This is a genomic window from Methylobacterium sp. WL7 (assembly GCF_008040085.1).
Lineage (GTDB): Bacteria > Pseudomonadota > Alphaproteobacteria > Rhizobiales > Beijerinckiaceae > Methylobacterium > Methylobacterium mesophilicum.
Window position 1 is genome coordinate 1 of the sequence record NZ_VRVG01000115.1, and the last position, 18,524, is coordinate 18,524.

At 71.2% G+C, this 18,524-nt stretch carries 15 protein-coding genes; 14 read left to right on the forward strand and 1 reads right to left on the reverse strand.

Annotation, left to right across the window (positions count from 1 at the left end; genetic code table 11):
- Nucleotides 1–30 precede the first annotated feature (30 nt).
- The 12 genes from FV233_RS22600 (at nt 31) to FV233_RS22655 (ending at nt 13,929) form a co-directional block, all read left to right on the forward strand.
- Nucleotides 31–1,722, forward strand: a complete 1,692-nt coding sequence (locus FV233_RS22600) for a HAMP domain-containing methyl-accepting chemotaxis protein (RefSeq protein WP_147898845.1) — start codon at nt 31–33, stop codon at nt 1,720–1,722.
- 275 nt (nt 1,723–1,997) lie between these two features.
- On the forward strand, nt 1,998–2,672 hold the full coding sequence (gene tsaB, locus FV233_RS22605) for a tRNA (adenosine(37)-N6)-threonylcarbamoyltransferase complex dimerization subunit type 1 TsaB (RefSeq protein ID WP_147898846.1): 675 nt from the start codon (nt 1,998–2,000) through the stop codon (nt 2,670–2,672).
- Nucleotides 2,669–3,184: a GNAT family N-acetyltransferase gene (locus FV233_RS22610; RefSeq protein WP_147857960.1), complete on the forward strand. Its 516-nt coding sequence runs from the start codon at nt 2,669–2,671 to the stop codon at nt 3,182–3,184. Before tsaB ends, FV233_RS22610 begins: the two co-directional genes overlap by 4 nt.
- A gap of 4 nt (nt 3,185–3,188) precedes the next feature.
- A complete protein-coding gene (locus tag FV233_RS22615) occupies nt 3,189–4,058 on the forward strand; it encodes a 1-acyl-sn-glycerol-3-phosphate acyltransferase (RefSeq protein WP_147898847.1) in 870 nt (289 codons plus the stop codon).
- A gap of 204 nt (nt 4,059–4,262) precedes the next feature.
- A complete protein-coding gene (locus tag FV233_RS22620) occupies nt 4,263–5,996 on the forward strand; it encodes an L-lactate permease (RefSeq protein ID WP_147898848.1) in 1,734 nt (577 codons plus the stop codon).
- Between the two features lie 208 nt (nt 5,997–6,204).
- A complete protein-coding gene (gene miaB / locus FV233_RS22625; protein ID WP_147898856.1) occupies nt 6,205–7,542 on the forward strand; it encodes a tRNA (N6-isopentenyl adenosine(37)-C2)-methylthiotransferase MiaB in 1,338 nt (445 codons plus the stop codon).
- A 73-nt stretch (nt 7,543–7,615) separates the two neighbouring features.
- A complete protein-coding gene (locus FV233_RS22630; RefSeq protein ID WP_187278202.1) occupies nt 7,616–8,686 on the forward strand; it encodes a PhoH family protein in 1,071 nt (356 codons plus the stop codon).
- Entirely contained in the window at nt 8,683–9,168 is a 486-nt protein-coding gene (ybeY, locus tag FV233_RS22635; RefSeq protein WP_147856007.1) for an rRNA maturation RNase YbeY, read from the forward strand. Before FV233_RS22630 ends, ybeY begins: the two co-directional genes overlap by 4 nt.
- Nucleotides 9,169–9,204: 36 nt before the next feature.
- Nucleotides 9,205–10,347 carry a hemolysin family protein gene (locus FV233_RS22640; RefSeq protein WP_147898850.1) on the forward strand — a complete coding sequence of 381 codons (1,143 nt, stop codon included), beginning with the start codon at nt 9,205–9,207 and terminating at the stop codon, nt 10,345–10,347.
- 78 nt (nt 10,348–10,425) lie between these two features.
- Nucleotides 10,426–12,042 (forward strand): apolipoprotein N-acyltransferase, encoded by a 1,617-nt coding sequence (lnt, locus tag FV233_RS22645; protein WP_147898851.1) that lies wholly within the window; start codon nt 10,426–10,428, stop codon nt 12,040–12,042.
- Nucleotides 12,039–13,283, forward strand: a complete 1,245-nt coding sequence (locus FV233_RS22650) for an MFS transporter (RefSeq protein ID WP_147898852.1) — start codon at nt 12,039–12,041, stop codon at nt 13,281–13,283. Before lnt ends, FV233_RS22650 begins: the two co-directional genes overlap by 4 nt.
- Before the next feature lie 112 nt (nt 13,284–13,395).
- On the forward strand, nt 13,396–13,929 hold the full coding sequence (locus FV233_RS22655; protein ID WP_147898853.1) for a BA14K family protein: 534 nt from the start codon (nt 13,396–13,398) through the stop codon (nt 13,927–13,929).
- A 101-nt stretch (nt 13,930–14,030) separates the two neighbouring features.
- Here the strand turns inward: FV233_RS22655 and FV233_RS22660 are convergent, their stop codons facing one another.
- On the reverse strand, nt 14,031–15,620 hold the full coding sequence (locus FV233_RS22660; protein ID WP_147898854.1) for a catalase: 1,590 nt from the start codon (nt 15,618–15,620) through the stop codon (nt 14,031–14,033).
- A 137-nt stretch (nt 15,621–15,757) separates the two neighbouring features.
- Here FV233_RS22660 and FV233_RS22665 point away from each other — a divergent pair, with 137 nt between their 5' ends.
- Both FV233_RS22665 and FV233_RS22670 read left to right on the forward strand, forming a co-directional pair.
- On the forward strand, nt 15,758–16,687 hold the full coding sequence (locus FV233_RS22665) for a LysR substrate-binding domain-containing protein (RefSeq protein ID WP_147854335.1): 930 nt from the start codon (nt 15,758–15,760) through the stop codon (nt 16,685–16,687).
- 320 nt (nt 16,688–17,007) lie between these two features.
- Entirely contained in the window at nt 17,008–18,498 is a 1,491-nt protein-coding gene (locus FV233_RS22670; protein WP_147898855.1) for an argininosuccinate lyase, read from the forward strand.
- Nucleotides 18,499–18,524 lie beyond the last annotated feature (26 nt).

Here is an 18,524-nt window from a genome sequence, read left to right on the forward strand (position 1 = left end):
CTCGTATCCCGCGGTTTTCCGGGGATTCGCATGAACCTTCTCAGCCGCACGAACATCGTCACCAAGCTGCTCGCGATCACTCTGATCATCGCGGCGATCGTCGGCGGCTGCATCTGGTTCGCGCAGTCGCGGATGACGATGATCGACGAGATCTACACGAGCCTGATCGCCCGGGAGGCGAAGGCGGTGTCCAACGTGCGGCGGACCAATCGTCTGCACAACACCATGAACTATCTCCTGTATCGGACGATCGCCGAGACCGATCCCGAGCAGATCCGCCAGGCGGGCAAGCAGTTCGAGATCATCATCGGGCAGGCCGACAAGACGTTGTCCGATCTCGCCCAGCAGGTCCCGGCCTTCAACGACCTGATCCAGGCGCAGCGCGATCGCACCGTGCGGTTCGTGGCCGAGGCGTCGGAGGCGCGGCGCCTCGCCATCTCCGGCGCGGTCAGCGCCGCGCTGAAACATGCCCACGACAAGAGCGAGCCGATCTTCGTGACCCTCGGGATCGAGGGGACCAAGCTCGGCGATGCGATCGAAGACTACATGCGCAAGCGCTCCCGCGACCTCACCGCCGAGACCAACGCCACACGCTGGAACCTGATCGGCTTCGGCGCCCTGGGCATGCTGGTCGGCATCCTCTGCTCCCTGCTGGTCTCGACGATCGGCATCACGCGGCCCCTCAATCGCCTGGTCGCGGTGCTGCAGCGCATGGCGAAGGGGGAGATCGAGGCGGAGATCGTGGAAGCCCGCCGGGGGGACGAGATCGGGACGGTGGGACGGGCCGTGGAGGGTATCAAGGCCATGGTCGTGCAGAAGGCCGCCGCGGAGGCGGAACTCAAGCGAAAGGCGGACGACGCCGCGGCCGCGGAGCGGCGGCGCACGATGGTCGACCTGGCCGATCACTTCGAGGAAGCGGTCGGCGGGATCGTCGGACAGGTCTCGTCCTCGGCCACGGAGCTTCAGGCCACCGCGCAGACCATGACCGCCACCGCGACCCGGACCGCCGGCCAGACCACCCATGTGGCGTCCGCGGCCGAAGAGGCCGCCGCCAACGTCAACACCGTGGCGGCGGCGGCCGAGGAACTCGGCGTCTCGATTTCCGAGATCGGCCGGCAGGTCGAAGGGTCGGCCGATCTGGCCCAGCGCGCGGTGGGCGAGGCCGACCAGACCGGTGCGCTGATGCAGGACCTGAGCGGTGCCGTCGCGCGGATCGGCGACGTGGTCGGGCTGATCGCATCGATCGCCAGCCAGACCAACCTGCTGGCGCTCAACGCCACGATCGAGGCGGCCCGGGCCGGCGAAGCGGGACGCGGCTTCGCGGTGGTCGCCGCCGAGGTGAAGGAACTGGCCGAGCAGACCGCCAAGGCCACCGACGAGATCGCGGCGCAGATCGGCCGGGTCCAGGGAGCCACCGGCCAGGCGGCCTCGGCGATCGGCTCGATCACGGGTCTGATCCGGGAGATCAGCGGCGTCGCGACGAGCATCGCAGCCGCGGTCGAGGAGCAGGGCGCGGCGACCCAGGAAATCGTCCGCAACGTCGCCCGGGCCGCCACCGGCACCGGCGCGGTCACGCACAACATCGTCGAGGTGGCGAAGGCCTCGGAGGCGACCGGCTCGGCGGCCAACCTCGTGCTGGCCTCCGCCTCGGTGCTGTCCGGGCAATCCGAGCAGTTGAACGTCGAGGTGCGGGGCTTCCTCACCGCGGTTCGCGCTGGCTGAGACCCACGCCGCGTTGCAGACCGGCGCAAGCCGGCAACACTCCCCCGTCAACGCGGTTCTCGTCGGCGACCCGCGCTGACGAGGCGGTGGTTTTGTTCTAACGCTGAAGCTTCATCCCGAAAGGTGGTTGCCGGCTTTCGGGAAACGACGATGCACACCAGAATGCTAGGACCGTAACCAGGATATCGGTATCCTGGACGTGGCCCTGGGGTGTTCGCGGCCTTCGGGGCTGAATGGGGGCGGTCGTCGGTCCGGTCCGGCATTCGGGAGTGGGCGTGCGTATCCTAGCCATCGACACAGCGCTGGACCTGTGCGCCGCCTGCGTCGCCTCGGACGATGCCGACGCGCCGCTCTCGGCCGAGTCGCTCCCGATGCTGCGCGGCCACGCGGAAGCCCTGCTGCCGCTGATCGAGCGGGTGATCGCCCGGATCGAGGGCGGGTTCGAGGCGATCGACAGGATCGCCGTCACGGTCGGGCCCGGCAGCTACACCGGTTTGCGGGTCGGCCTCTCGGCGGCCCGGGCGATCGGGCTCGCCACCGGCAAGCCCGTGGTCGGCGTCGGCACCCTCTCGGCCCTGCTGGCACCGCTGCTGGCGGAGTCCGGCGAGGGCATGATCGCCGCCACGGTCGATGCCCGGCACGGTGCCGTCTACGTCCAGGCCCTCGGTCCGAACGACGGGCTCGCTCCGGTCCATCTGCCCGTGGAGGTCGCCGCGGAACGGCTGGGCGCCGGCCCCGTGGTGCTCACCGGCTCCGGGGCGCCCCTGGTGGCGGCCGCCCTGGCCGCCCGCGGCGTGAGCGCGCGGGTCGCCGGGCTCGGCGCGCCTGACATCACCGCCGTGGCGTCGCTCGGTCTCGTGGCCGACCCGGCCCAGGCCCTGCCGCGGCCGCTCTACCTCCGCGGGGCCGATGCGCGGCCTCAGGATCACGCGAGGATCGCGCGGCAATGACGCGTCCCATCCCGTTCTGGCCGCTCGACTGGTGGGCTGCGTGGTGGGATGCCCTCACGCCGCAGCCCTACGTCGCCCCGCTCACCGACGCCGCGCAGGCTCCGGCCCTGGCCCGGCTCCACGCCACGGCGTTCGCCCGGCCCTGGGAGGCCCACGAATTCGAGCGCATGCTGTGCGAACGCTCGACGCAGGCGCACGCCCTGTGGCGGACCGGGACGCTTCAGGGGTTCGTCCTGTCGCGCCGCGCGGCCGACGAGGCCGAGATCCTCACCGTCGTGCTGTCGCCGACGCTGCGCGGCGGCGGCCATAGCCGCCGGCTCCTGCGCGATCACCTGTCGAGCCTGGCGCATTCCGGGGTCGCCCGGGTGCATCTGGAGGTCGACGAGGGCAACGTGCCGGCGCTCAAGCTCTACGCCCGCCACGGCTTCCGGAAGGTCGGCGAGCGCACGGGCTATTACCTCAAGGCCGACGGCAGCCGGGCGACCGCGCTGACCATGAGCGCCGACCTGTGACGGCGTGAGCCGCGTCGGCCTCACCGTGCGAGTCGCGGCCCTCGCCCTCGCCTTCCTGGCGCTGGGCCCGCCGCACTGGGTCGCGATGCGGCTGCTCGGCCGGCGCTCGACCGCGGCGCCGCTGCTGTTCCACCGCACCTTCCTGTGGCTGTTCTCCGTCCGGGTGACGCAGTCGGGGACGCCGCCGGAACCCGGCGAGGCGGCCCTGGTCCTGGCCAACCACGTGTCGTGGCTCGACATCGTGGTGATCGGGTCGCTGCGCCCGCTCTCGTTCGTGGCGAAGTCGGAGATCGCCGGCTGGCCGGTGATCAGCTTGCTCGCGGCCTTGCAGCGCACGATCTACATCGACCGGCAGCGCCGGGGCGCGACCGCCACCGTGAGCGCCACGATGGGCCACCGCCTGGCCGAGGGCGAGCTGGTCGTGCTGTTCGCCGAGGGCACCACCGGCGACGGCAACCGGCTCCTGCCGTTCCGCTCCGCGCTGGTCGGGGCGGCGCGGGCGGCGCTGCAGGCCGAGGCCGGCCGGGGACGCGTGCGCCTCCAGCCGCTGGCCATCGCCTATCCCCGACGCAACGGCTTGCCGGTGGTGCGCTCCGAACGTTCCGAGATCGCGTGGTACGGCGACATGGAGCTGGCGCCGCATCTGGCTGCCTTCGTCAACGGCGGGCCGATCGACGTCCATGTGGCCTGGGGCCAGCCGATCGTCTTCGAGGCGACGACCGATCGCAAGGCCGCGACCGCGGCCGCGGAGGCCGAGGTGCGGGCCGCGCTTCAGGGGATCGCCACCGGCCGGGGCGAGACCAGGCCCACGCTCGGGCCTCGGCCGGCCGCCCCGGGGCTCGACCTCGGCGGCCCCGAGATCGCGGCGGTGTGAGGTTTTTGGGGGCCTTACGAGACGGGTGCGATGCGGTTTCCCGTCATCGCACGCGTGGCGAAGCGGCCTGGATGGATCCGACCCGTGACCGCCATATCCCGGTAGAACCACCCTATGAATACATGATGCATATCTGTTGAGGGTCTGGTGAGCCTCTGATAGGTCGGCCGAAACCCCTGACATCGGGGTATCGGAGGACGCCCCTTGCAACCCTGGAACCAAGTCTACGATCCGTTCGGGAGCCCCTGGCTCTCGACGCTGGCCGCCTCCGTGCCGGTCATCGCCCTCCTCGCCATGATCGCCAGCGGGCGCGTGAAAGCCCACATCGCGGCGGTCATCGCCCTGGTCCTCGCCCTCTTGGTCGCCATCGTGGGCTTCGGCATGCCGGCCGGGCTCGCGTCCCGGGCCGCGATCCTCGGCATGGTCACGGGCTTCTTCCCGATCGGCTGGATCATCCTCAACGTCATCTTCCTTTACCGGCTGACGGTGGAGAAGGGCTGGTTCTCGGTGCTGCAGCAGTCGGTTGCCGGCATCACCGCCGACCGGCGGTTGCAGCTCCTCCTGGTGGCCTTCGCGTTCGGCGCCTTCTTCGAGGGCGCGGGCGGCTTCGGCACGCCGGTGGCGGTCACCGGGGCGATCCTGATCGGTTTGGGCTTCTCGCCGCTGGCGGCCTCGGGCCTGTCGCTGATCGCCAACACGGCTCCCGTCGCCTTCGGGGCGCTCGGCGCGCCGATCCAGGGCCTGGCCTCGGTCACGGGCTACCCGCCCGAGATCCTGGGCGCCATGATCGGCCGGCAACTGCCGCTGTTCTCGCTGATCGTGCCGTTCTGGCTGATCTGGGTGTTCGCGGGCTTCCGCGGCATGGTCCGGGTCTGGCCGCCGATCCTGGTCTGCGCCGGATCCTTCGCGGCCGCGCAGTTCCTGATCTCGAACTACGTCAATCCGTGGATCGTCGACATCGGCGCCTCGATCGCCTCGATGCTCGCCCTCGTGCTGTTCCTGAAGGTCTGGCAGCCGCGGGAGATCTGGACCTCCCCGGCGCTGCGCGGTCACGATCCGTCCCTGGCGCTGGCCACTCCGCGCCCGTCGCCGCTTGGCGCCGGGGTTCCCGGTACGCCCCCGGTCCACACCGGCACGCGCACGGCCTCGCAGCGCGAGATCCTGCTGGCCTGGCTGCCGTGGATCATCCTCTCGGTGGTGGTGGCGATCTGGGGCACCGGCTGGTTCAAGGGCATCGTGAACCCGCTCTTCACCTGGAAATACGAGGTGCCCGGCCTGCACAACGCGATCATGAAGGTGCCGCCGGTGGTGGCCAAGCCGGTGCCTGAGGGCGCGGTCTTCCTGTTCACCTACATGTCCTACACCGGGACCGGGGTGCTGATCGCCGCGCTCATCTCCGGCCTGATCATGCGGTTCTCGCCGGTCCGCCTCGTCACGGCCTATGTCGAGACCATCTGGGCGCTGCGGTTCTCGCTGATCACCATCGCGGCGATGCTGGCGCTGGGCGTGCTCACCCGCTACGCCGGCGTCGACGCCACGCTGGGCCTCGCCTTCGCGGGCACCGGCATCCTGTACCCGTTCTTCGGCACCCTGCTCGGCTGGCTGGGCGTCGCGCTGACCGGGTCGGACACGGCCTCGAACGTCCTGTTCGGCGGGCTGCAGCGGATCACCGCCGAGCAACTCGGCCTCTCGGGCGTGCTGATGGCGGCGGCGAACTCGTCGGGCGGCGTGATGGGCAAGATGATCGACGCCCAGTCGATCGTCGTCGCCTCCACGGCCACCGGCTATTTCGGGCAGGAAGGCAAGATCCTGCGCTTCGTGTTCTGGCACTCGATCGCGCTCGCCTGCCTGGTCGGCCTGTTCGTGATGCTCCAAGCCTACGTGCCGTTCTTCCAGCAGATGGTCATCGACGTCCCAGCCGCGGCCGCGGCCCACTGACGACGGGGCGGCGGGCAAGCCCCGCCGCCTCCCAAGGTTATCGGGGCTCCGCCCCAAACCCGCCAAAGGGCTGAGCCCTTTGGAAACCGCGCCTTGCCGTGGGGTGTCGCGACGGCCCGCGCGATCCGTGCTACAGGCTCCCGCCCGCCGGTCCGCGCAGGATCGGGGCGGGTCGATGGGCGAGCGGACGGTTTTAGGGCGGCACGCGTTGAAGAAGGCCTTCGTCAAATCCTACGGTTGCCAGATGAACGCCTACGACGCGGCCCGCATGGCCGACGTGCTGGGCGTTGAGGGATATACGCCGACCGATTCGGTGGAGGAGGCCGACGTCGTCGTCCTCAACACCTGCCACATCCGCGAGAAGGCCGCCGAGAAGGTCTATTCCGAACTCGGCCGCCTGCGCGTCCTGAAGGGCGAGCGGCAGGCCCGCGGCCTCGACACCCGCATCGTCGTCGCCGGCTGCGTCGCCCAGGCCGAGGGCGCCGAGATCCAGGCGCGCCAGCCCGCGGTGGACGTGGTGGTCGGCCCACAGAGCTACCATCGCCTGCCGGACCTCCTGGCCCGTTCCCGCGAGCGCCGGGTGGTCGACACCGAATTCCCGGTCGAGGACAAGTTCGCGCACCTGCCCCGGCGCCGCACCTCCGGGCCGACGGCCTTCCTCACCGTGCAGGAAGGCTGCGACAAGTTCTGCGCCTTCTGCGTGGTGCCCTATACCCGCGGCGCCGAGGTCTCCCGCCCCGTGGCGGCGGTGCTGGCCGAGGCCCAGAGGCTTGCCGAGGGCGGCGCCCGCGAGGTCACGCTGATCGGCCAGAACGTCAACGGCTATCACGGCCTTGGCCCGGACGGTGCCCCGGTCGGGCTCGCCGACCTTATCCGGGCCGTCGCAAAGATCCCCGGCCTCGCCCGGGTCCGCTACACCACCAGCCACCCGAACGATTTCGACGATGCGCTCGTGCGGGCCCATGCCGAGGTGCCGGCGCTGATGCCGTACCTGCACCTGCCGGTTCAGTCGGGCTCGGACCGGATCCTCGCGGCCATGAACCGCAAGCACACCGGCGACCAGTACCGGCGCCTGATCGACCGGGTGCGCGCCGCCCGGCCGGACGTCGCCTTGTCCTCGGACTTCATCGTCGGCTTCCCGGGCGAGACCGACGCCGACTTCGCCGACACCCTTCGGTTGGTGCGCGCGATCGGTTTCGAGAGCGCGTTCTCGTTCAAGTACAGCCCCCGCCCCGGCACGCCGGCCGCCGAGCGCGACGACGGCGTGCCCGAACCCGTGATGGCGGCGCGGCTCGCCGAGCTTCAGGCGCTCCTCGACGAGCAGCGCTACGCCTACCAGCGGGCGGCGGTCGGGCAGGTGTTCGACGTCCTGGTCGAGAAGGCCGGCCGGCTTCCGGGGCAGCTCGCGGGCAAGACGCCGCACCTGCTGGCTGTGCAGTTCGACGCCCCGCTCCACCATATCGGGTCGATCGTCCCGGTCCGGATCGTCCGTGCCGGGACGAACAGCCTGTTCGGGCAGCTGGCTTCCGAGGCTGTGGCGGCGTGAGGATTTAAGCGATGGGGATGGCGGTGAGGACCACAGGTTGAGCGCGTCGGACGGGTCTGGCGTGCGCGGCCCCCTGCGGGGTCGCGGGCCGGCGGCGCGGCCGGCCGAGTCGGAGGAAGCCGTGGAGGTGCCGCTGACTTTCGACGACAACCGCCTCGCGAGCCTCGTCTTCGGTCAATACGACCAGAACGTCGCCCATATCGAGCGCCGGCTCGACGTCACCGCAACGGCGCTCGGCAACCACCTCGTCATCAAGGGCTCGCCCGATGCCGCCGAGAAGGCCCGGCGGGTGTTCCTCAAGCTCTACGCCCGGGTGCGGACCGGAGGCAGCACCCTGACGCTGGGCGATGTCGACGGCGCGATCCGCGAAGCCACCGCGCAGGCGACCCTGTTCCCCGCCGAGGCGATCGCGGCCGAGGCCGACACGCCGCATTTCGAGCAGATCGCCACCCGCCGCCGCGGGGCCGTGCGGGCGCGCAACCAGGCGCAGGACCAGTACATCAAGCTCCTGCGCTCCAACGAGTTGGTCTTCGCGGAAGGCCCGGCCGGCACCGGCAAGACCTGGCTGGCGGTGGGCCACGCCGTGTCGCTGCTCGAGCAGGGCCATGCCGAGCGACTGATCCTGTCACGCCCGGCGGTGGAGGCCGGCGAGCGCCTGGGCTTCCTGCCCGGCGACATGCGCGACAAGGTCGATCCGTACCTGCGCCCGATCTACGACGCCCTCTACGACTTCATGGAGGCGCGCCACGTGGATCGCGGCCTGCAGACCGGCATCATCGAGATCGCGCCGCTGGCCTTCATGCGCGGGCGGACGCTCACCAACGCCGTGGTGCTCCTCGACGAGGCGCAGAACACCACTTCCATGCAGATGAAGATGTTCCTGACCCGCCTCGGGGAGGGCTCGCGCATGATCATCACCGGCGACCCCAGTCAGGTCGACCTGCCGCCGGGCCAGAAATCCGGCCTCGTGGAGGCGGTGAACGTGCTCGACGGCGTCGAGGGCATCGGCCGGGTGACCTTCAAGGACGTGGACGTGGTCCGCCACGACCTCGTGCGCCGGATCGTCACCGCCTACGAGCGCGCCACCCACGGCGACGGCGATGCCGACCGCAATCCCAACCCCCGGCGTCGGCCCCTGGCGTGAGCACGCCGCACGACATCGACATCGCCGTCGAGGACGACCGCTGGGAAACCGCGATTCCCGACCTCGAATCGCTCGTGATCCGCGCCGTCGAGGCGGGGCTGTCGGCCGCTCCCGAGCCGCCGGACGGGCCCGTGGAAGTCAGCGTCATGCTGACCGACGACGTCACCGTCCAGGATCTCAACCGCACATGGCGCGGCAAGGACAAGCCCACGAACGTGCTGTCCTTCCCGGCGGCCCCGCAGCCCCGGCATGCGGGCGCCGCGCTGCCGCTCGGCGACGTGGTCCTTGCCTACGAGACCCTTGTGCGCGAGAGTGCCGAGCAGTCGAAGCCGCTCCAGAATCACCTCGCGCACCTCCTCGTCCATGGCACCCTGCATTGTCTCGGTCAGGACCACGAGAACGGCGAGGCCGAGGCTGAGGCCATGGAGGCGCTCGAAGTCGCGGCCCTCGCGACCTTGGGCATTCCGGACCCCTATGCCTGAGCGGCCGATTCCCCACCGCCCCCAGATCCGAGAGACATGAGCAACGATCGAAGTCGCGGCGCGGCCCTGGCCGCGCCCAGTTCCACCGAGGGCGAATCCCAGACCCGGGAGCCCTGGTACGACCGCCTGCTCCAGGCGCTCCACCTCAAGCCGCGCGATTCGCTGCGCGAGGGCCTTGAGGAGGCGCTCGCCGAGCCCGATGCCGGCGAGAGCGGTCTCACCCCCCTCGAGCGGGTGATGCTCAAGAACGTGCTCGGCTTGCACAAGGTGCGGGTCGACGACGTGATGGTCCCCCGGGCCGACATCGTCGCGGTCTCGAACGACACCAATCTCGGCGATCTGCTCAAGCTGTTCCGCAACGCCGGCCATTCCCGCCTGCCGGTCTACGGCGAGACGCTGGACGACCCCCGCGGCATGGTTCACATCCGCGACCTCGTCGATCACATCGCCGCCAAGGCAGAGCCGACCCGCCGCAGCCCGGCTGCGGCCGCGGCGCGGCCCACCGTGCCCGCCGAGGGCGAGGTCGTGGCCGATGCGACCGTGGTCCCGCGCCCGGCCCGTCGCCCGCCGGTGCGGCTGCCCCGGGCGCTGGATCTCGGCAAGGTCGATCTCAGCACGACGCTGGCCGCCGCCCGCATTCAGCGGCCCGTTCTGTTCGTGCCGCCCTCCATGCCGGCCATCGACCTGCTGGTGCGGATGCAGGCGACGCGCACCCACATGGCCCTGGTCATCGACGAGTATGGCGGGACCGACGGGCTGATCTCCATCGAGGATCTGATCGAGGTCGTGGTCGGCGACATCGAGGACGAGCACGACGTTGCCGAGGCCAAGCAAGTCCAGCGGGTCGATGGCGAGGACGACGTGTTCGTGGCCGATGCCCGCACGCCCCTGGCCGAGGTCTCGGAGGCCACCGGGGTCGACCTCGTGGCGGCGGTCGGCGACATGGCCGAGGAGATCGACACCCTTGGCGGCATGATCGTCACCCTGGCCGGCCGGGTCCCGTCCCGCGGCGAGCTGATCGTGGGGCCGGGCGACCTCGAATTCGAGGTGCTCGACGCCGACCCCCGGCGCCTGAAGCGCCTGCGCTTCCACAAGGGTCCGGCGCGGATCAGCACCGTGGTGCCGCTCGCCCTGCCGCCACCGACCCCGACGCCGGCTCCCGAGACGCCGCATCCATGAGGGGCTTCGCGTGACGGGTGCTGCGTGGCGGTCCTGACCGCGGGGCATGCCCGGGACTCGGCCGCACCGAGCGGTCCCATGGGCCGCCCGTCCCCGGGCTTCGTGCTGGCGATCACCCGGTCGACCGGTTGGCGGCGGCTCGGGCTGGCTTGGCTTGCCGGTGCGGTGGGCGCCCTGGCGATGCCGCCCTACGGGTTCCTGCCCGCCCTGGCCGTGTCCCTGTCGGTGGCGGTCTGGCTCATCGACGGTGCGGGCGCGGAGCGGACCGCGCTGCGGCGCGTCTGGCCCTGCGTCCTGATCGGCTGGGCCTGGGGCTTCGGCTACCTCACCGCCGGACTGTGGTGGCTCGGCCAGGCCTTCCTGGTGGAGGCCGACGAGTTCCTGTGGGCGATGCCGCTCGGCGTCATCGGCCTGCCCTTCGCACTCGGCCTGTTCTACGGCGCGGGGTTCGGCGCCGCCGGACTGCTCTGGGCGCGCGGCCCGGCCCGCATCGCCGCCCTCGCGTTCGGGATCGGCGCGGCCGAGTGGCTGCGCGGACACCTGTTCACGGGTTTCCCCTGGAACACCCTCGGGATGGCGCTCGCCCAGAACCTCTGGACGCTGCAATGGGGCGCCGCGATCGGCCTCTACGGCCTGACCATCCTGGCGGTCCTGATCTGCGCCGCGCCCGCGACCCTGGCCACGGGCTCGCACCCGCGCAGCCGGTTCGGCCCGAGCGCGGCCGCCGCGATCGCCCTCGTCGGGATGGCGCTCTACGGGGCCTTGCAACTCGGCCCGCCCGACCCGGTGGTGACCGGCGTCCGCCTGCGCCTCGTCCAGCCGAACCTGCCGCAGGACGCCAAGTTCAGGCCCGAGAACCGTGCCGACATCGTCGACCGCTACATCGAGCTGAGCCAGCGCCCGACCGAGGGGGGCGAGCCCGAGCCGACCCATATCGTCTGGCCGGAATCGGCCTTCCCGTTCCTGATCCAGCGCGATCCCGACGCCCTGGCGAAGGTCGCGGCCGGCCTCAAGCCCGGGCAGCACTTGATCACCGGGGCGGCCCGGGCGGAGGAACCCCTGCCCGGCGAACGCCTGCGCTACTTCAACGCCGTGATGGTGATCGGGGCGGACGGCAGGATCTCGGACAGCTACGACAAGGTCCATCTCGTCCCGTTCGGCGAGTACCTGCCGGCGCCCCTCGACGCGGCGCTCCGGGCGTCGGGCCTGCGCCAGTTCGTGGCGATCCCCGGAGGCTTCTCGGCCGGTACGCTCGCGGCCCAGCGGATCCTGACCGTGCCGGGCCTTCCCCCGGTGGCGGCGACGATCTGCTACGAGGCGATTTTCCCGCACGCGATCCTGCCGGCGACGGCCGCTTCGGTGCCGCGCCCGCCCGGGCTGATCCTGAATGTCACCAACGATGCCTGGTTCGGCGACACGCCCGGGCCCCGCCAGCACCTGGCCCAGGCTCGGCTGCGCGCGGTCGAGGAAGGGCTACCTCTGGTGCGCGACGCCAACACCGGAATCTCCGCGGTGATCGATCCGCACGGCCGCATCGTCGCGCAGACCGCCCTCGACACGGAAACCTGGCTCGATGCCGACCTGCCCACCCGCATCGTGGGCGGCACCCTGTATGGTCAGTTCGGGGACGCCGCCTTCGCGTTGATGCTCGCCGCCTGCCTGGGCGGCGCCCTCACCGCCCGGTTGCGGGCATGAGCCCCGAGCGCACGGCCCCGGGCCGGATCCTGCTCGGCCTCGCGCTGATGCTGGTGGCGTTCAACCTGCGCCCGGCGCTCAGCACGATCGGGCCGCTGCTGGCGACCATCCGCGAGAGCACCGGGCTCAGCGCCGGCGGCGCGGCAATCCTCACCACCTTGCCGGTCCTGTGCCTGGGTATCGCGTGCGCCCTGGCGGCGCCGCTGATCCGCCGGATCGGGCCCGACCTCGCCGTGCTGGTCGGAGCCACGATCCTGGCCGCGGGCCTGACGCTCCGGGGACTCGGCGGCCTCGTGCCCCTGTTCGCCGGGACGGCGCTCGCCGCAATCGGGATCGGCCTCGACAACGTGCTGCTGCCGGCACTGGTGAAGCGCGACTTTTCCGGCAGCGGCGGGCTGATGACCGGCCTCTACACCATGACCCTCTGCCTCGGCGCTGCGGCGGGCGCGGGCGCCGCGGTGCCGGTGGAGCACGCGCTGGGCGGCGGCTGGCCCTCGGCGCTCGCGGTCTGGGCGCTGCCGGCCCTGGTTGCCGCTTTCCTTTGGATTCCGTTCGCCCGCCGCACGGCCTCGACCCGGGCGCCCTCTGCCGGGCGGCTGCTGCGCGATCCGCTGGCCTGGTGGGTCACGGGCTTCATGGGCCTACAATCCTCCCTGGCCTACACGCTGTTCGGCTGGCTGCCGCTGTTGCTCCAGGCGCGCGGCCTCTCGGCCCTGGATGCCGGCCTCTACGCCTCGCTGATGACCTTGGTCCAGGCGCCCGGCGCGCTGATCACCGCCATGCTGGCAGCCCGCGCGCGGGATCAGCGCGCCTGGATCGTGGCGATCCCGGGGCTCACCGCGGCGGCGTTTCTCGTGCTGGCCTTCGGACCCGAGACCCTACGGATCCCCGCGGCCTGCGCCCTCGGCTTCGGCATCGGCGGCTGCTTCGGCCTGGGGCTGACCCTGATCGTCCTGCGCGCCGCCGATGCCGCCAGCGCCGCCGGCCTCTCGGCCATGGCGCAGGGCATCGGCTATACCGGCGCCTGCCTCGGGCCCCTCGCCTTCGGGCTCGCCCACGAGGCGACCGGCGGCTGGGGTCTGGCCGGTGGGCTGTTCGTCACGATCGCGCTCGCCGCGATCCTGGTCGGCCAGGCCGCCGGCCGCGATCGCAAGGTCAGCGCCGCCGCTCCGGAGGCCGGGAGCGGTCACCTCCAGCCGGTGACGACGCTCTGCAGCTCGGATCCTGCGCGCAGCGCTTGAGCGCAGCCGCCGGAACGTCCTTGACGGACCGGTCCGCCGCCGCTCGATTACGCAGAGTATTGCGACTCGGGCGCCGCCTCTTTCGGCCGGCGTCCCGCGCTGGGTGGACGGCATGACACGTATCGAACGGTCCGGGATTCGGCTGGCCGCCGCCGCCATGATGGCGCTCGCCGTGATGGCGGCGGCTGCGGAGGCGCGCGGGCTCGGGGGCGGCTACTCGGGTGGCGCGATCGGGCCACGGATCGGAGCCTGGGGGCGACCGCTCGGACCGGTGCGGCCGGGCCCGGGACTCGGCTGGCGCGGGCCCGGCTACGCCTTCCGGCATCCCGGCTATCACCGGCACTGGCGTGGCGGCTACGGCGGCGTTTACGGCTACGGGCTCGGCGGCCTGGGCCTCGGGTTCGGCCTGGGCGGCCTGTGGGGCGGCTTCGGCGACCCGTTCTTCGACGACGGCTACGTCTATGCGCCCCCGGCCTACGCACCCCCGGTCGATGTGGCACCCGCCGATGTCCCGCCCGTCGTCGAGGCGGAGGACCCGGCCGATCTGTCCGCTTCCGTCGCGGCCTGCGCCCGCCGCTTCAGGACCTACGATCCGGCCACGCAGACCTACATCGGCAAGGGTTACGTCCGGCGGCACTGCCCTTGAGCGCGGATCACGCTCTCGGTTCAGCCCAACGGAAAGGCCCCGCGGGTTCTCGCCCGCGGGGCCTTGCGTCATTCAGGATCGATGCGACGCAGAGTGAAAACCTACTCGGCGGCGACCCGGTGGGCCTGCGAGCCGTCCGTGTAGGTCTCGGACTTCAGGCGCTTGTGCGGGACGGCGCGGCCCGGCAGCGGCGGCAGGGCCTTGGCCTTCTCCAGATCGATGCCCGCACCCTCGGCGACGCGGCGGCCGTAATCCTCGTCGGCGTGCCAGAAGTGCCAGACCATCCGCAGCTGGATGGCTTCCGGGCACTGCTTCATGTCGCCGACGAGGTTGGCGATCAGGTCCTCACGCTCCCAATCCTGGAACGAGCGGTACCGGACGCCGGCCTGGGTGTAGTCGTCCTCGGTGCGCGAGGTCTGGTAGCGGCCGAGCTGGCCCTGTACCGGCTGATGGTAGTCCTTGGCCGGCTTCGGGGCCTCGCGCAGGCCCTCGGCGAGCGTCGAGGGCTCGTAGTTGATGTGCTTGTTCTGACCGGTGCCGTCGACCGAATAGGTCATCTGGCCGTCGCGCTGGTTCGAGTAGACCTTCACGCCGGGCTGCGGCGCGTTGATCGGCAACTGCAGGTAGTTGGCGCCGACGCGGTAGCGCTGCGTGTCCGAGTACGACAGCGTCCGGCCCTGCAGCATCTTGTCGTCCGAGAAGTCGATGCCGTCGACCAGGACGCCGGTACCGAACGCCGACTGCTCGACCTCGGCGAAGAAGTTGTCCGGCACCCGGTCCAGCACCATGCGGCCCACCGGCAGCAGCGGGAACTGGTCCACCGGCCACAGCTTCGTGTCGTCCAGCGGGTCGAACGACAGGTGGTCGTTCGGGCCGTCCGGCATGATCTGCACGCAGAACTCCCACTCGGGGAAGTTGCCGGCCTTGATGTTGTCGTAGAGGTCGCGCGTCGCGTGGCCGACGTCCTTGCCCTGGATCTCCGCGGCCTGCGCGGAGGTCAGGTTGCGCACGCCCTGCTTAGGCTCCCAGTGGAACTTGCAGAGCACCGCTTCACCCTGGTCGTTGACCAGTTTGTAGGTGTTGACGCCCGAGCCTTCCATTTCGCGATAGTTGGCCGGGATGCCCCAGGGCGACTTGAGGTGCGTCACCATGTGGATCGCTTCGGGGTGCTGGGCCACGAAGTCGAAGAAGCGCCACGCCTCCTGGCGGTTGGTCACCGGGTCCGGCTTGAACGCATGAATCATGTCGGGGAACTTGATCGCGTCCCGGATGAAGAACACCTTCAAGTTGTTGCCGACCAGGTCCCAGTTGCCGTCGACGGTCTTGAACTTCACCGCGAAGCCGCGCGGGTCGCGCTCGGTCTCCGGGCTCTCCTTGGCGCCGGCCACGGTGGAGAAGCGCACGAACATCGGCGTCTTCACGCCGGTCTCGTTCAGCACGCGGGCGCGGGTGTACTTGGAAGCCGGTTCGTTGCCGATCTTGCCGTAGGCCTCGAAGTAGCCGTGGGCGCCGGCGCCGCGGGCGTGGACCACGCGTTCCGGGATCCGCTCGCGATCGAAATGCGTGATCTTCTCGATGAACTGATAGTTCTCCAGCGTCGCCGGGCCGCGCTCGCCGACCGTCCGGGTGCTCTGGTTGTCGCGGACCGGATGGCCCTGGCGTGTGGTCAGGATCGGGCGTTGATCGCTCATGCGTCTCATCTCTCCGTGATGCCTGTGATCGGCATATGGGGCCGACTCAGCAGACTGGAACCGTTCCGACCAGGTTATGGACCTCCGCGGGGGCGTTGGCTAATGCATCGTCGCAAACGCCGTGATAGACGTAGCCTATGAACCTGTCGGGCCTGTCGCTGCGCGACCTCGAGTATGTGGTCGCCATCGCCGACGAGGGCCATTTCGGCCGGGCGGCCGAGCGCTGCAACGTCAGCCAGCCGACCCTGAGCGTCCAAGTCCGCAAGCTCGAAGCGTCCCTCGGCCTGACTTTGTTCGAGCGCTCGAACCGCCGGGTACTGCTCACGGAAGCCGGCCAGGGGATCGTGCGGCAGTCGCGGATCGTCCTGGCCGAGGCCCAGCGATTGCTGGCGCTCGCCACCGAGGGCCGCGGCTCGCCGCTCACCGGCCGGCTCGTGCTGGCCGCGATCCAGACGCTGGGCCCCTACTTCTTCCCGTTGGTGCTGCGGCCCCTGCGCCAGCAATACCCGCTGCTGACCCTGTCGCTGTCCGAATCCCGCACCGCCGAGATCGTCGAGGGCCTGCGCGACGGGCGCATCGACGCCGCCCTGGTCTCCCTGCCCCTGCCCCCGGTCGGGCTGGCGGTGGCGCCGCTCTTCGTCGAGCCGTTCTGGTTGGCCTGCCCGGCCGAGCATGCGCTCGCCCGCGGCGGCGCCCTGTCGGCCACGGAGATCGCCGGGCCGGACCTGCTGCTGCTCGACGAGGGCAACTGCCTGCGCGACCAGGCGATCGCGGCCTGCGGCGCGGGTTCCTCCGTGGGGCGCCACGCCACCAGCTTGGAGACTCTGCGCTCGATGGTGGCGGCGGGAACCGGGTACACCCTGCTGCCGGCGCTGGCCGTGCCCGCCGGCCCCGACCCGACCGGCTTGACCGTCACCCGAGCCTTCGACGTCGACGGCCCCGGCCGCACCATCGCGCTGGCCTGGCGGGCGAGCGATCCCCGCGCGCCTGGGCTGGCAAACCTGGCGGCGTTCTTCCGGGCGCATGCGCCGGCCGGCACGGCCGCCTGCCGGGATGGGGCGGCATAGGCTTCGAGGATCTGGGTTCTGAGGCACGGCCGTTCGTTGACCCGCCCCGTCATCCCGGGGCGCCGTAGGCGAGCCCGGGATCCAGATCCGCCGACGGCGCATGGTCTTGTCGCAACTCAGTCTTTCGATGCCACACTTCCGGAATGCCGGGGTTATTCATAACGCAGAGGGCTGCTCCGCCGAACCGTATCGCCAGCGCGCGGAGGAACGTCCAATCCGCACCGGCTCCACACACGATCCGCAATGTGATGTGTGATCACCCGCCGGATCCGACAGAATGCCCCGGCCGGCGCGAGACGGCGACCCATAGGAGCACGTGCATGCGGCGCAGACTGATCGCGACCCTGGTCGCCCTCCTCGCCCCCGCGGCGGCCCGGGCCGAGCCGCATGACAGCTTCGCCCGCATCGACGCCATCGACCGCGCCTCCCTGGTGATGACCGTGGAGGCCGGCATCGTGCCGCGCGATCTCGGCGCGCGGATCGCCCGCGCGCTCGATCAGGTCGCCGCGGATGCCGCCCGCCCGGGGGCCGAGCGGCCCGACGACTACCTGCGGATCGAGCCGCTGATCACCGCCATCGCCGGACCGGACGCCACCCGGATGCATTCCGGCCGCAGCCGTCAGGACATCATCCCGACCGTGCTGAAGCTCGACCAGCGCGACCGGCTGCTCGACCTCGCCGAGGCCCTGGACAAGACCCGCGCCGCTCTCCTGGACGTCGCGGAGCGGGAGGCCGATACGATCGTCCCGGCCTATACCAACGGCGTGCAGGCCCAGCCGACGACGCTGGGCCATTACCTGCTCGGCTATGCCGGAGCGCTGGCCCGCGATGCGGATCGCCTGCACGAGACCTGGGCGCGCGTGAACCTGTCGCCCTTGGGGGCCGCGGCGCTCGGCACGTCGAGCTTCCCGGTCGATCGCGTCCGCCTCGCGGGGCTGCTGGGCTTCGACGCACCGGTGGAGAACAGCTACGATGCCGGCCAGCTGGCGCCGATGGATCTCGGCCTGGAACTGACCGGCCTGTCCGCCAACCTCGCCACCACGGCCGGCAGCTTCGCACAGGACCTCTACGCGCAGTACCACCAGACCCGGCCGTGGATCCTGCTGCGCGAGGGCGCGCTGACCGGGCCGAGCAGCATCATGCCGCAGAAGCGCAACCCAGTGGCTCTGTACAGCCTGCGTATGAAGGCGAGCGACGTGGTCGGCGCCGCGCAGGCCTTCGTCATCATGGTCCACAACGTCGATTCCGGCATGCCGGACTACAAGCGAAACCAGGCCGAGCCCCCCGGCCGGACCGTCTCCGAGGCCGCCGAGACCTGCCGGCGCTGGACGCGGGTCCTCGACGGGCTAGTGATCGACCGGGACCGGGCCGCCGACGAGGTCGCGGCCGATTATGCCACCACCACGGAACTCGCCGACACGCTCCAGCGCGTGGCCGACGTGCCGTTCCGGCTGGGCCACCATTTCGCCTCCGAGCTTGTGAGCTACGGCCGCAGCCACGACCTGCGCCCGGCCGACCTGCCGTTCACCGAGGTGAAGCGGATCTACGCGGAGGCTGCGGCCGGCTCGGGCCTGAAGCCCGACCTGCCCCTCGACGAGGCCCGGTTCCGGGCCGCCCTGTCGGCCCGCGGCATGATCGACGCCGCGAAGGGGCTCGGCGGACCGCAAGCCCCGGAGGTCCGGCGCATGCTGGCGGCCGCCCGGACGCGGCTCGATTCAGACCGGACCTGGCTGGCCGAACGCCGCACCGCGCTCGCGGCGGCACGTGGGCGGCTGGATGCGGCATTCGCGGATCTTAGAAAGGGTCCGTAGGATAATTCCCGCTAAAACGCCCCTCC

Bases quoted from the DNA above. Each gene is read 5' to 3' on its own strand.
- FV233_RS22600 (WP_147898845.1), top strand. From the start codon at position 31: ATGAACCTTCTCAGCCGCACGAACATCGTCACCAAGCTGCTCGCGATC.
- FV233_RS22610 (WP_147857960.1), top strand. From the start codon at position 2,669: ATGACGCGTCCCATCCCGTTCTGGCCGCTCGACTGGTGGGCTGCGTGG.
- FV233_RS22640 (WP_147898850.1), top strand. From the start codon at position 9,205: ATGAGCAACGATCGAAGTCGCGGCGCGGCCCTGGCCGCGCCCAGTTCC.
- lnt (WP_147898851.1), top strand. From the start codon at position 10,426: ATGGGCCGCCCGTCCCCGGGCTTCGTGCTGGCGATCACCCGGTCGACC.
- FV233_RS22650 (WP_147898852.1), top strand. From the start codon at position 12,039: ATGAGCCCCGAGCGCACGGCCCCGGGCCGGATCCTGCTCGGCCTCGCG.
- FV233_RS22655 (WP_147898853.1), top strand. From the start codon at position 13,396: ATGACACGTATCGAACGGTCCGGGATTCGGCTGGCCGCCGCCGCCATG.
- FV233_RS22660 (WP_147898854.1), bottom strand. From the start codon at position 15,620: ATGAGCGATCAACGCCCGATCCTGACCACACGCCAGGGCCATCCGGTC.
- FV233_RS22665 (WP_147854335.1), top strand. From the start codon at position 15,758: ATGAACCTGTCGGGCCTGTCGCTGCGCGACCTCGAGTATGTGGTCGCC.
- FV233_RS22670 (WP_147898855.1), top strand. From the start codon at position 17,008: ATGCGGCGCAGACTGATCGCGACCCTGGTCGCCCTCCTCGCCCCCGCG.